Consider the following 12,671-nt stretch of genomic DNA (forward strand, 5'->3'; position numbering starts at 1 on the left):
GGCTCGCTCAGTTCGCATCGATACCCACCAGCCGGCAAAACCACTGGCTGACATCGGCGATCAGGCGATCATTAAAGTCGTAATGTGGGCTGTGGCACGGGATGTGATGACCATTACCATCATCACTGCCAATCAGCGCGAAAGCGCCGGGTATCTCCTGCAGGTAGTAACTGAAATCTTCCGACGCCATGATCGGCAGCGGATGGTCATGTCGCTGGGTCTGTTCGCCGAACAACTGCTGCCAGCTGTGACGGGCATGGGCGGCGGGAACGGGATGGTTGATGGTGGCCTGGTAGCGACTGTGATGGGTGACCTCTGCGGTCACTCCCCAGGCTCGGGCGGTTTGCGTGGCGACGTCGGTGATCATGGCATTGATGGTGTGGCGGGTGGCCTCATCCGGGATGCGGATACTGCCCCCCAGCTGCGCCCGCTCGGCAATCACCGTGGGCGCGTTGCCGCACTGGAATTGGGTGACACTGATGACCGCCGCGGCTTGCGGCGAGAGACGGCGACTGACAATCTGCTGCAGCGCCTGAACCACTGCCGCCCCAGCCAGCAGAGGATCGGCACAGGCTTCCGGCTGGCTGGCGTGGCCACCGCGACCGATGAGATCAATGGTGAAGGTGCCGTTACCGCACATCACCAGCTGATCGGGACAGGCGATAGCCCGGTAGGGCAAGGCCGGCCAGTTGTGCCAGCCGTAGATGGTGCTGACATTCTCCAGACAGCCGTCATCGATCATGGCGCGGGCGCCGTGAAAGCCCTCCTCGGCTGGCTGGAAAATCAGTACCACCGGGTGTTTGAGTTGCGCTTCACAGCGCTTGAGCCAGCGTGCTGTGGCCAGCAAGGTGGCAGTATGACCATCGTGGCCGCAGGCGTGCATGCAGCCATCGTGGGTGGATTGCCACGCCTTGCCGGTCTGCTCCTGGATTGGCAGTGCGTCCATATCCCCACGCAGGGCGATGGCGGCACCGGGCCGTTCCCGCCCCAGCCACGCCAGGGTGCCGGTATCGGCACAGGCCCGCCAGGGAATCTGCCACTCACTCAGCAGTGCGCGCACCTGGCTGGCGGTGCGGTGCTCTTGCCAACTCAGTTCCGGGTGTGCGTGCAGCTCTCTGCGTAATGTCCGGGCAAAGGCGATGTTGTCTTGCCAGAGGTTGGTCAAAAGCCCTCCTGTCTGGTGCTGACGGTGCGCTCCTCTGACCGGATCGGAGAGAGCGCCCTGCCAGCGGAATTGCACTGACAGTGTGCCTGTTGCAAGTGATGTTCCACCCGCCAGGTACGTTTTCGGTGCGCGCTGCGCCAAAAAGAAAAACTGGCGCAAAAACAGACGCCTACGGAAAATATAATTTTTTGTTACGACAAATTATTTTTATCTAAAAGGTCATCCATGATGACCGGGATGAATTTATGCACCAGGATGACGCAGCCCGGTGACATGTTTTTATGGGTATCAGCCTGTAGCCATACCTGAGTTGCACCGCCACAGTGTGGGGGTACAACAATTGAAATGAACCACCCGTTGCCGGCGGCGGCTCGTTGTTGCAGAAACGATCAGGCGAGTGGAGGTCAATCCACTACTGCCGGGTTTCCCCGGTCAGGAATCCTCTATCAGGACTGGCGACCCCTGCGGTTTACCGGGGAGTCGGTAGCAATCATTGCAGCACGTGCGATGATCCTTGCCGGTGCCGGACGGCGGCGCCCCATACCCGCAATGACGCCACCGATCAGGTCTCGCTGCCGGGCTTTCAGGGCTACCTGCATTAATGCACGATCACAGGCAATGGAGTATTTCAGCGGATCATCAAACATAGCCACACCTCCGGCGGGCCAATAGGGCCCTATCCAGAGGTATAGTTCAGACAACAGCATGTGTCAGCCCGATCGGGCCGGTTTTTTTGCGCTGGCCAGGCATTATGGAATGCAGGAGCTGCAGAGCCCCCCAGTGGCAGTAGGGATATAACCGCCACGGCCACAACAACAGGGCGTGATCAGAGTGCGATGGAACGTCCCGGTGGACGCAGGTCTGACAGGCTCATGCTGCCGGCCTCGGAAACGGTAACGTGGGGCATCAGGGTCATGCCGGTATCAATCCGCGCCTCCAGGTTGTAATCGACGCTGTCACGGCCGCTGGAGACCACATCGGAGACCAGTCGCAGCACACTGATAATCTGGGTGCTCACTGGTAGCGTCAGCTGCACCTCCTGATAGGCACCGATGGCCGGAATATCGCTACTGACGCCGGTGGCCAGTTCGATATCGTTGATAAACAGGGTGTAACTCATGCCCTGCACCGGCAGTGCACGGCTGTTGGGGTTCACCACCCGCAGTTGCACTTCGAAGCGCTGCTCGAAGCCGCTGGAGGGTAACGGGCGCAACGCCGTCAGGTTTACCTGGGGCTTCTCAAAACCTGGCTGCAGGCCGGCACAGCCTGTCAGCAACAGCCCCAACACTCCGAGAACCCAAACCGAACGCCACACTTTGTTCATAAACCTGCCCTTCAGCTGACCGCTGTTGTTAACGGCGCGCATGATAGCAAGATCGGTTACCGTCGTGCTTGAGTTTGTTAACACATCCGCAAACTGGTGCGTTAACCGAATAACCCGAACTGGCGCGCGGTTATAGCCTCGAACGAGGTATCCAGGAAGTGCAGGATGCCATTGGCCAGGGGCGCAATCTGGCGTTCGATATAGGTGTCGTAATCCAGTGCCGAAGGAGCGTGCTCCAGCGGTTCCGGCCCCTTGACCGTCAGCAGGTAGCGAATCCAGCCGCCGCGCTCATAGCGGGGCGGCCTGCCCGTCGCCTGCAGCCACTCATCCGCCTTGCGGGCGGCCTGTACATGGGGCGGCACGTTGCGCTGGTATTCCGCCAGCGGCCGGCGAATGCGTTTGCGGTAGACCAGCTGCTGGTCACAGGCACCGCTGCGAATCTCTTCCAGGGTCTGCTGGATATAGTCCTCGAACGCCTCACCGGCAAATACCCGGCGGTAGAGTTCCCGTTGGAATTCCCGCGCCTTCTGTGTCCAGTCGGTGCGCACGGCTTCCAGTCCCTTGAACACCAGCTTGTCGCCATCCGCAGTCGCCACCAGTCCCGCGTAGCGCTTCTTGCTGCCGGTCTCGGCACCGCGAATGGTGGGCATGACAAACTTGCGGTAGTGGGTCTCGAATTCGATCTCCAGGTAGCTCTGCAGCTGGTAGTGCTCATCCAGGTGTTCGCGCCACCACTGGTTCAGGTAGAGGGCCAGCTCCCGCCCCACCTGCTGCATATCACCGCCCTCTTCCACACTGGCGCGCACAAACACCGAATCGGTATCGCCATATATGACCTGGTGCCCCTGCGCCTCAATCAGTTGGCGGGAGCGGGTCAGGATCTGGTGCCCCCGCAGCGTAATGGAGCTGGGCAGGCGGTAGTCGAAGAAACGGCAACCGGGCGTACCCAGCACACCGTAGAAGGAGTTCATGATGATCTTGATGGCCTGGGACATGGCCCCGTTGCCATGCGCCTTGGCCTGGTCCCGCGCCGCCCACAGCTCACCGATAATGTCCGGTAACAGCGCCTCCTGCTTGGCAAACACGGCTCCGTTAAAGCCTGCCACCAACTGCTCGCGGTCGGGGTTGTCCGTCTCCAGCCTGTCCCGGCGCGGCTCATCGGTGACGCCCAGCACCTGCAGCCGGGCCTCGCCTGCCACCCGCGCCAGCGGATCGATTTTGAAGGTGCGCATGATGCTCGGGTACAGGGATTTAAAATCCAGCACCAGTACGTTTTCGTAGAGCCCGGGGATGGAGTCCATCACATAGCCGCCCGGGCTGCCCACCCCTTCGGGGTTCTCCTGCAGCATGGGAGCTACATAGCCACGGCGGTGCAACCTGGGCAGATAGCGGTGATCAAACGCCGCCACCGAGCCGCCAAAGCGATCCAGTGCCAGTCCGGTCAGGCGTCCCCGCTCAATGGCAAAGTCCAGCAGTCTGGTGTGACAGAAGATATCCCACACCAGCTGGCAATCTTCCAGGTTATAGGCCGCCAGTGCCGGCTTGTCGTCCAGGAATTGTTCAGTGATGGTCTCGCCGCGGTGATCCACATCCTCGCTCAACTTGCCCCGCCCAAGCAGCTCATGGGCCACCGCATCCAGCGCAAAGCTCTCGAAGTTCCAGGTGGCGGAACGCAGTGTATCGATGCCATCCATGATCAGGCGTCCGGGACAGATCACCGTATAGTGGTTGTCATCTTCCCGCGACTGGCGCCACTCCAGGTTGCTGCCGTCGCGCCCCAGGGCCAGCCGCAATCGGAGGCTGTCGGCCTTGCGTTGCAGGAAACGCAGGTCGAAGTTGACCACATTCCAGCCGATGATGATGTCCGGGTTGCGCTCTTGGAACCATTGAAGGAACTGCTCCATCAGCTGCTGCTCATCGGTCACAAATTGCAGGTAAGGCTGATCAGCTGGCGCGTCCCCCTCACCGATCATCAGTACCAGTGCTTCGCGCTCATCGCTGTGACTATGGGTAAGCAGCAGGCCGATGGAATAGAGGTGATCCCCCTCCATGGAGGTCTCGATATCCAGCGACAGCAATGAGAAGTGTGGCGCATAGGACGCCGGTTGCAGGCGCGGGTTGCGCAGGCGTCTGTAGCCGTCACCGGCGGTTTCGGTTGCCGCACTGCCGTCCACCGCCACTGGTCCGGTAATAAACCGCTCCATCAGGTAGCGGTCTGCCGGGGAGATATCGGCTTCCAGCGGCGTCAGTCCCTGTTTGCCCAGCAGGTCCCGGGCCCGGTAGAGGGTACGCTGCTCGCGAAAGTAGAGCGCCACCACCGGCTGCCGGGAAAAGTCCCGCAGCTCCACCGGTCGGGCTTCCCATACCGGGGTAATGGCCGGATGGTGGACGGAACGCCCCAGGTGCCGTTCCAGGATGGTTTGCGCCTGCGGCAATTGCGCCGCCGGCAGAAAGCAGACCGCAGTCTGCTCGTCGATCACCACCTGCAGGGGACCGGTCCGGGTGTGTACCCAATAACTCAGCTGCAGCTGGCGCAGTTTGCCGGGGCCACTGCGGATGGGCACATCATCCCAGTGGCGGCTGAGGATAAAACCGGGTTCAGGCAAAAATCAGGGGCACCGATAGACGTTGAAGGTCTGCTCACCCTCCCGGATGGGGCTGGCGGCAACGATAGTATTGCCACCCATTTTAAGCGCTTCGTTACGGCCCAGGGCAACCAGTTCTTCAGCCACCTTGGCATTGCGGCGATTGAAGATGGCAAGACTGTCCGCGGTCTGTGCTGTGGTACTGCCGATCTGTTCGCAACGACGCACATCCGCCGCATTGGAAACGCGGATGCTATCGGAACCGGCGTGCGGCTGCACCCAGGTACAACCGGCGGTAACTCCGGCGATCAGTGAAGCGGCGACCATCGCCCGACGAACTACTGACATACTTCCACTCCTGTTTTGACGCAATTGCTGTAGGATAAAAAAGGCGCCATTTTACCTGAGGAACTCCATGGATACAGAGGTGGGATGGCATTAGTGCGACGCAGTCCACCATTGAAAAAGGAGGACGATTGTGCGACAACCTCATACCAATAAGATCCGGGAAATAGTATCCCTTACAGAACGCAGCAGGATGTACCCATGAGCAGTAAGCTGGAGCAGTTAAAAGCCATTACCGATGTTGTTGCCGACACTGGCGATATCGAAGCCATCGCCCGTTTTCAACCACTGGATGCCACCACCAACCCCTCCCTGCTGCTCAAGGCTGCACAACTGCCAGCCTATGCCCACCTGCTGCACGAATCCCTGGAAACCGCTGGCGGTGACCCTGTGGCAGCCTGTGATCACCTCGCTGTGGCCATTGGTGCGGAGATCGTCAAACTGGTTCCCGGTCGCGTCTCCACCGAGGTGGATGCGCGCCTCTCTTTCGACACCCAGGCCACCATCAACAAGGCGCGCCAGCTGATTGAGCTCTACGCCAGCCGCGGCATTGATCGCTCCCGCATCCTGATCAAGATCGCCTCTACCTGGGAGGGCATCAATGCCGCACGGGTACTGGAACAGGAAGGCATCAACTGTAACCTCACGCTGCTGTTCAGCTTCGCCCAGGCAGTAGCCTGTGCCGACGCCGGTGCCACCCTGATCTCGCCCTTTGTGGGCCGGATTCTCGATTGGTACAAGGCCAACCAACCGCAACTCAGCTTCGCCGCTGACCGCGATCCCGGTGTGGAGTCGGTGACCCGTATCTACAACTACTACAAGCAGCACGGCTACAACACCATTGTGATGGGCGCCAGCTTCCGCAATACCGATGAAATCGAAGGCCTGGCCGGTTGTGACCGCCTCACCATCAGCCCGCAGCTGCTGGCCGAACTGGCCGATGACCAGGGCGAACTGCAACGCCGCCTCAGCAGCGATAACAGTGGCGAGCCCCAGAGCCGGATCAGCTATGATGAGCCCGGCTTCCGCCTTGCCATGAACGAAGACGCCATGGCCACCGAGAAACTGGCGGAAGGTATCCGTAACTTTATCGCCGACCAGGTGAAACTGGAGAACCTGTTGCGCGACCTGTAACCCGACAGGCACGCCAGGCCAACCGCGCCATCAGCTGCCGTAGCAAGCCAGATGGCAGCCCGGCCAAACAAAAAAGGACGCAATTGCGTCCTTTTTTGTTTGGTATCCCGGATGGTTCTTCTGGTATCCCGGATGGCCTGAACCAACGGCAGGTCACTCCGAAGAGGAAGGCCGCCGCGTGCGTGGCCGCGGATTGCCCGCCCGTGGCCCCTTGGCCTTGAGGCGCTTCACCTGGCGATCCCGCTCCACATCCTTCTGCCGCGAGGTGGGGCTGGGACGTGGTGGTTTAACACCGGCGGTCTGGCAGAGATCAGAGATCTCCTTGTGATTGAGTTCGATCCACTGCCCCACCCGCACGTGGGACGGAATAAAGATATTGCCGTAGCGTACCCGCTTCAGGCGACTCACCTTGACACCCTGCGACTCCCACAGGCGTCGCACTTCGCGATTACGACCTTCCATCACTACACAGTAGAACCAGCGGTTGGAGCCCTCACCGGAACCATCGACGATATCGGTAAACTTGGCCATGCCATCCTCCAGCAGCACACCATCGCGCAAACGCTGCTTCATATCGTTGTCCACGTCACCCTGGATACGCACCAGGTATTCGCGGTCAATCATGGAGGATGGGTGCATCAGCTTGTTGGCCAGTTCACCGTCATTGGTGAACAGCAACAGGCCGCTGGTGTTGTAGTCGAGGCGGCCGACAGAAATCCAGCGTTCGCTCTTCAGCTCCGGCAGGCTTTCATACACGGTACGGCGTCCTTCCGGGTCAGAGCGGGAACAGATCTCCCCTTCCGGCTTGTTGTAGAGGATGACCCGCAACTCGGTTTTGTTGGGCTCCTGCAGACGAATGCGACGGCCGTCCACCGTAACCTTGTCGGTCACCGTAACGCGATCGCCCAGCTGCGCCACCTGACCGTTGACGTGCACACGTCCCGCGGCAATAGCGCGCTCCATCTCGCGGCGCGAACCCACCCCTTCGCGGGCCAACACCTTCTGTAACTTTTCGTCTTTTTGCATAGCTCTCTTACAACGTCACCCCCGGCTCAGTGTGAACCAGGGGATACCACCGCGCAGGGTGGCAGTATTAATCAAATACAGAGGGGCCGGATGGCTGGCGAAAACGATCATCTTCGTCGTCTTCGTCCTCGTCGGCAAACACCGGGATCGGTGCGGCCGGCTCCTCCAGCTCCTCTTCGCTCATGCCATCATCGGCAAAGCTGCTGTGTTCTTCGTCGGTCTCGCTGACTTCTGCTGCAGCGTCTTCGACAACGATGACGGCCTCGTCAGTCTCCGGCACCGTGGCGTCGGCATCTGCCTCCGCGCCTTCGGAATCGGCTGCGGGCGCGCCCTCACCACCACCCAGGTCCAGCTCGGCGTTGAGCTGGTCAATATCCTGCAGCTCGCTCAGCGACGGCAGGTCTTCCAGGCTCTTCAGGTTAAAGTAGTCCAGGAAGTGCCGTGTCGTGGCATAGAGCGATGGACGCCCGGGCACATCACGATGGCCAACCACCTTGATCCACTCACGCTCGGAGAGCGTCTTGATGATGTGCGAGCTCACCGCCACACCGCGAATCTCTTCAATATCGCCCCGGGTAATCGGCTGACGGTAGGCAATCAGCGCCAGGGTTTCCAGCAAGGCGCGGGAGTATTTCTGCGGTTTCTCTTCCCACAGGCGATTGACCCAGGGTGCCATCTCGTTGCGCACCTGCAGGCGCCAACCGCTGGCCACCTCTTTCAGTTCAAAGCCACGCCCGGCACACTCGGCCTGCAGCTCTTCCAGTGCCGCACGAATCTGCTCCCGCTCAGGCGCTTCGCGGGTTTCATCCTCACCCTCAAACAGCGACAGCAGTTTATCGACGCTCAGCGGCTGTCCTGCGGCCAGCAGGGCGGCCTCAATGATCTGGCGTAACAGCTGGGGTTCAAAACTCATTGGGACTCACTCAATATCCTGGCTTAATTATTGTTGGCTCTGTGGGTTCCGCCTGCCGGTTCCCGATGGCAGCTGGCGCTCCATCACTCTACCGAATCAAACTCTTCCTGCGGCTCGAATGACTGGCTGCGGGCCTTGACGTGAATCGCGGCAAAGTGATCCGTCTGGATAATCTCCACCAGCTGCTCCTTGATCAGTTCCATCACCGCCAGGAAGGTCACCACCACCCCGAGACGCCCCTCTTCCACCCGGAACAGCGCCACAAACGGCACAAACTGGCGACCACTGAGGCGATCCAGTACCTGGGTCATGCGCTCACGGGTGGAGAGTCGCTCCCGTTCAACGTGATGGCTCTCGAACATATCCGCCCGCCGCAGCACTTCCGCCAGGGCCAGCAGGATCTCTTTCATGTCGACATCCGGATCCGGGCGGGTCAAGGCCCTGTCCGGTGCCTGTGCAGACGCTTGGTGCAGGTCACGGCCCAGCCGGGGAACCTCATCCAGGTCCTCAGCGGCCTGCTTGAAGCGCTCGTACTCCTGCAGGCGACGAATCAGGTTGGCTCGCGGATCATCCTCTTCCTCGTCCGCTTCCTGGGAACGGGGCAGCAGCATGCGCGACTTGATCTCGGCCAGCATGGCCGCCATCACCAGGTACTCAGCCGCCAGTTCAAACTGCATCGCCTCCATCATCTCCACGTAGGCGACGTATTGATGGGTGATTTCCGCTACGTTGATCTCGAGAATATCGAGGTTCTGGCGACGAATCAGGTAGAGCAGCAGGTCCAGCGGACCTTCGAAGGCCTCCAGAATCACTTCCAGGGCATCCGGTGGGATATACAGATCTTTGGGGAGCTGGGTAAAGGCCTTGCCGTTCACCAGTGCGAAGGGCATTTCGGCCTGTTCCGGGCGGGACGGATGCGATTCGTCGTCGGCCTGCGGAGCCTCGTCTGCGCCTGCCTGTGCACCCTCTGTAACCGTCAGAGGCTCAGGTTGCTGCTCCACGGCGTCTGCCGCGGCCTCATCCATCTTTTCGAGGTCCAGCTCAGTGGTCACAGTTTGCCCTTTTTGCCTGATGTCATAACGCCCCTATTATCGGTCTTGTAACGGTCGATGACCGGCTGGCTGCCAGTCCAGAAACCATCACGGCAACCGTCCCCGGGGCGCTGTTTTCAACCCGCCGTCCCCCGTGGGTTCGGCGTTATCGCGCCCCCCTGCCAATACGACAGAAGAAGCTCGGCATTATAGACATTAAGCTGCCGTCATGACAGCTCTGACAGGGCGACGGCCTTATTCGAAGTCGCTGACATCCCCACAGCCACGGCGCAGTACTTCCGGGGTCTCGCCGGTCATATCCACCACGCTGGTGGCCTCCATACCGCAGAAACCGCCATCGATCACCAATTCCAGCTGATGCTCGAGGGTGTCACGAATGTCATAGGGGTCTGTGAGGGGGAATTCATCGCCTGGCATCAACAGCGAACTGGTCATCAGCGGTTCACCCAGCTCCTCCAGCAGTGCCTGCGCGATAGGGCTGGCCGGCACGCGCATGCCGATGGTCTTGCGCTTGGGGTGCATCAGGCGCTTGGGCACCTCGGAGGTGGCCTCGAGGATAAAGGTGAAAGGCCCCGGGGTGTGATTCTTGATGGCGCGAAAGATCTGGTTGTCCACCTTGGCAAAGGTGGCCAGCTCGGAGAGATCACGGCACATCAGGGTGAAGTTGTGGTGCTTGTCCAACTGGCGGATGGCCCGGATGCGATCCAGGGCCATCTTGTCACCGATATGACAGCCAAGGGCATAGGCACAATCAGTGGGATAGGCCACCAGCCCGCCCTTGCGGATGATCTCTACCGCCTGCTTGATCAATCGGGCCTGCGGATTTTCCGGGTGAATCTGAAAGAATTGTGCCACTCGGGGCCCCCTGAGCTGTTGTTCTTCTATCCGGCGCTGGTTGTTTGCGCCCTGCTGGCAGCGTCCTGAAACCCCTGCCGGCAGCGGCCTGACACCTTGTACCTTGCTGGCAGCGCCCTTTTGGCGCGCGACATTACCTGCTCACCCGCGAGGTTACAAGCTCCACCGTCAAAAGCGCTCCCATACGGGGGTGCAACTCTCCGGCAGCGGCGGCATGACACCGAGGTCCTGCCAACTCTGGCCCGGGAAATGAAAATCGCTGCCGCAGGAGGCCAGCAGTTCGTAGCGTGCCGCCAACTGCTGCATATCGCGGGTAACATTGGCGTTCTGGTTACCGCTCACCACTTCGATACCCTCGCCACCTACGTCGCGGAACTCTTCCACCATCGCCCGCAGGCGGGTGCGGGTGACCTTGTACTTGTCCGGATGGGCCAGCACCGCCAGGCCGCCCGCGGCGCGAATCCAGCCAATCGCCTCTTCCATTACGGGCCAGCTCTGTTTCACGTCACCGGGCTTGCCGGTGCCCAGATAGCGCTTGAAAGCGCCGTCGATATCCGCCACCAGCCCCTGTTCCACCAGATACTGGGCAAAGTGGGGGCGACCGACCATGCCACCCTCCCCCGCCAACCGGCAGGCTCCCTCAAACGAACCCTCAATGCCCAGCTTGGCCAGCTTTTCTCCGATCAGCTGCGCCCGCTCCCAGCGGGTTATCTCCTGCTGTTCGACGGCCTGCAGCAACTGCGGGTGCTGCGGGTCGAAATTAAGGCCAACCACATGCACCCCGCGCCCCTCCCAGCGGCAGGAGAACTCGATACCGGGTACCAGCCGGATACCCACCTCTTCTGCAGTAGCGGCAGCTTCAGGAAGACCGTTAAGGGTGTCGTGATCGGTGAGGGCAAGAACCGTAACATTGCGTTCCCGCGCCCGGCGCACCAGGTCGGCCGGACTCAACTGACCATCGGAACAGGTGCTGTGACAGTGTAAATCGTACAAGTGATACCTCTGAATGGGGAACTGCGCGCCGCTGACACACCCCCTGTGTACCAATACAGACTGCAACAATGAACCTTATGCCAGACGCAGAGTCAAAACGCGCCTGCAATCGCCAACCGGTACCGCTCTGTTGCTGGCCAAATGGCCCTGAGCGGTTAGAATAGGCTTCGCGCAAGGCCGAACCTACAAAGGACTACTATGACACAAGCGCCCACCGAACCCAAACGCGAGAGCCTGCTGCTGAACCTGTTGCTGAACGTGGTTATCCCTACGCTCATCCTCACCAAACTCAGCGGCGATGCCTGGCTCGGCACCAAATGGGCCGTTGTGGTAGCCCTGGCCTTCCCGGTTCTCTATGGCCTCAACGATTTCCGCCACACCCGCAAGGTAAACCTATTCTCGGCGCTGGGCGTTTTCAGTGTGGTGATGACCGGAGGCATGAGCCTGCTGGAGCTGGATCCCAAGTACATTGCTTATAAGGAAGCCGGTGTTCCTGCCGTTTTTGGCCTGGCGACCCTGCTCTCCCTCAAGACCCGCTTCCCCCTGATCCGCACCTTTCTCTACAACGACAAGATCCTGCAGGTTGACAAGGTGCGCACCGCGCTCGAACAGCACCAGACCGAAATCGCCTTCGAGTCAGCCCTGCGCAACGCCAACTACCTGGTGGCAGCCTCCTTCTTCCTGTCATCAGTGCTCAACTACGGCCTCGCCAGATACCTGCTGGTCAGCCCACCGGGCACAGAGGCTTTTAACGCCGAGCTGGGCAAGATGACGGCCCTCAGTTTTCCTGTCATTGCCGTTCCGGCCATGCTGGTCATGATGGGCGCGTTGATGTACCTCTTCAGTCGCATCAAGCACCTCACTCACCTGACCCTTGATGACATCCTGATTCAACAATAACCACACAGCGGCCCGCCAACCCGGGCCGCACCTGACCCTATCCGGAGATTTCATGTTTTACGCCATCATCAGTGAAGACGTCGCCAACAGCCTGCCCCTGCGCAAGAAGATCCGTCCTGCGCACCTGGCCCGGCTGGAAGCCTTGCACTCGGAAGGACGTCTGTTACTGGCCGGACCTCACCCTGCCATTGACAGTGAGGACCCCGGTGAAGCCGGCTTCACCGGCAGTCTGGTGGTAGCCGAATTCGGTTCACTGGAAGAGGCTCAGGCGTGGGCTGATACAGACCCGTACCTGACCGGCGGCGTCTACGCCCACGTGGTGGTGAAGCCGTTCAAGAAGGTGCTGCCCTGAGCCGCAATGCCGGCTGATACAGCAAAC

General features: G+C 60.4%; 13 protein-coding genes. 3 read left to right on the forward strand and 10 right to left on the reverse strand.

Going from position 1 to position 12,671, the window contains the following annotated elements; translation table 11 throughout:
• Positions 1 to 7 precede the first annotated feature (7 nt).
• The 5 genes from doeB2 to GSF27_RS04700 all read right to left on the reverse strand — a co-directional run bounded on the left by doeB2 (position 8) and on the right by GSF27_RS04700 (position 5,422).
• Complete coding sequence (doeB2, locus tag GSF27_RS04680; RefSeq protein ID WP_160966186.1) at positions 8 to 1,165, reverse strand: N(2)-acetyl-L-2,4-diaminobutanoate deacetylase DoeB2; 1,158 nt, start codon at positions 1,163 to 1,165, stop codon at positions 8 to 10.
• Positions 1,166 to 1,611: 446 nt separating this feature from the next.
• A complete protein-coding gene (locus GSF27_RS04685) occupies positions 1,612 to 1,812 on the reverse strand; it encodes a hypothetical protein (RefSeq protein WP_160966188.1) in 201 nt (66 codons plus the stop codon).
• 179 nt (positions 1,813 to 1,991) lie between these two features.
• The gene (locus GSF27_RS04690) at positions 1,992 to 2,489 is read right to left on the reverse strand and encodes an LEA type 2 family protein (RefSeq protein ID WP_160966190.1); all 498 of its coding nucleotides are present in this window, start codon (positions 2,487 to 2,489) and stop codon (positions 1,992 to 1,994) included.
• A 101-nt stretch (positions 2,490 to 2,590) separates the two neighbouring features.
• Positions 2,591 to 5,095 (reverse strand): DNA polymerase II, encoded by a 2,505-nt coding sequence (locus tag GSF27_RS04695; RefSeq protein WP_160966192.1) that lies wholly within the window; start codon positions 5,093 to 5,095, stop codon positions 2,591 to 2,593.
• Positions 5,096 to 5,098: 3 nt separating this feature from the next.
• On the reverse strand, positions 5,099 to 5,422 hold the full coding sequence (locus tag GSF27_RS04700) for a DUF4156 domain-containing protein (protein WP_160966194.1): 324 nt from the start codon (positions 5,420 to 5,422) through the stop codon (positions 5,099 to 5,101).
• A 198-nt stretch (positions 5,423 to 5,620) separates the two neighbouring features.
• On the opposite strand from GSF27_RS04700, the gene tal reads away from it, so the two are divergent.
• Entirely contained in the window at positions 5,621 to 6,553 is a 933-nt protein-coding gene (tal, locus tag GSF27_RS04705; protein WP_160966196.1) for a transaldolase, read from the forward strand.
• Between the two features lie 153 nt (positions 6,554 to 6,706).
• Here the strand turns inward: tal and rluB are convergent, their stop codons facing one another.
• From rluB to GSF27_RS04730, 5 genes are all read right to left on the reverse strand, one after another.
• Positions 6,707 to 7,579: a 23S rRNA pseudouridine(2605) synthase RluB gene (gene rluB / locus GSF27_RS04710; RefSeq protein WP_160966198.1), complete on the reverse strand. Its 873-nt coding sequence runs from the start codon at positions 7,577 to 7,579 to the stop codon at positions 6,707 to 6,709.
• Positions 7,580 to 7,646: 67 nt separating this feature from the next.
• Positions 7,647 to 8,492, reverse strand: a complete 846-nt coding sequence (gene scpB / locus GSF27_RS04715; RefSeq protein ID WP_160966200.1) for an SMC-Scp complex subunit ScpB — start codon at positions 8,490 to 8,492, stop codon at positions 7,647 to 7,649.
• Between the two features lie 83 nt (positions 8,493 to 8,575).
• Positions 8,576 to 9,544, reverse strand: coding sequence for a ScpA family protein (locus tag GSF27_RS04720; protein ID WP_370462560.1), 969 nt, complete (start codon positions 9,542 to 9,544; stop codon positions 8,576 to 8,578).
• A 234-nt stretch (positions 9,545 to 9,778) separates the two neighbouring features.
• Positions 9,779 to 10,399, reverse strand: a complete 621-nt coding sequence (locus tag GSF27_RS04725; protein ID WP_160966202.1) for an L-threonylcarbamoyladenylate synthase — start codon at positions 10,397 to 10,399, stop codon at positions 9,779 to 9,781.
• A 168-nt stretch (positions 10,400 to 10,567) separates the two neighbouring features.
• Positions 10,568 to 11,392 carry a PHP domain-containing protein gene (locus GSF27_RS04730; protein ID WP_160966204.1) on the reverse strand — a complete coding sequence of 275 codons (825 nt, stop codon included), beginning with the start codon at positions 11,390 to 11,392 and terminating at the stop codon, positions 10,568 to 10,570.
• A 198-nt stretch (positions 11,393 to 11,590) separates the two neighbouring features.
• Here GSF27_RS04730 and GSF27_RS04735 point away from each other — a divergent pair, with 198 nt between their 5' ends.
• On the forward strand, positions 11,591 to 12,292 hold the full coding sequence (locus GSF27_RS04735; protein ID WP_160966206.1) for a VC0807 family protein: 702 nt from the start codon (positions 11,591 to 11,593) through the stop codon (positions 12,290 to 12,292).
• Positions 12,293 to 12,344: 52 nt separating this feature from the next.
• Positions 12,345 to 12,644, forward strand: a complete 300-nt coding sequence (locus tag GSF27_RS04740) for a YciI family protein (protein ID WP_160966208.1) — start codon at positions 12,345 to 12,347, stop codon at positions 12,642 to 12,644.
• The last annotated feature ends 27 nt before the right edge of the window (positions 12,645 to 12,671 follow it).

Source organism: Pseudomaricurvus sp. HS19 (assembly GCF_009857815.1).
GTDB lineage: Bacteria > Pseudomonadota > Gammaproteobacteria > Pseudomonadales > Cellvibrionaceae > Pseudomaricurvus.

Coding starts and splice junctions, on each gene's coding strand:
- GSF27_RS04690 (WP_160966190.1), bottom strand. CDS start 2,489: ATGAACAAAGTGTGGCGTTCGGTTTGGGTTCTCGGAGTGTTGGGGCTG.
- tal (WP_160966196.1), top strand. CDS start 5,621: ATGAGCAGTAAGCTGGAGCAGTTAAAAGCCATTACCGATGTTGTTGCC.
- GSF27_RS04735 (WP_160966206.1), top strand. CDS start 11,591: ATGACACAAGCGCCCACCGAACCCAAACGCGAGAGCCTGCTGCTGAAC.
- GSF27_RS04685 (WP_160966188.1), bottom strand. CDS start 1,812: ATGTTTGATGATCCGCTGAAATACTCCATTGCCTGTGATCGTGCATTA.
- rluB (WP_160966198.1), bottom strand. CDS start 7,579: ATGCAAAAAGACGAAAAGTTACAGAAGGTGTTGGCCCGCGAAGGGGTG.
- GSF27_RS04700 (WP_160966194.1), bottom strand. CDS start 5,422: ATGTCAGTAGTTCGTCGGGCGATGGTCGCCGCTTCACTGATCGCCGGA.
- scpB (WP_160966200.1), bottom strand. CDS start 8,492: ATGAGTTTTGAACCCCAGCTGTTACGCCAGATCATTGAGGCCGCCCTG.
- GSF27_RS04740 (WP_160966208.1), top strand. CDS start 12,345: ATGTTTTACGCCATCATCAGTGAAGACGTCGCCAACAGCCTGCCCCTG.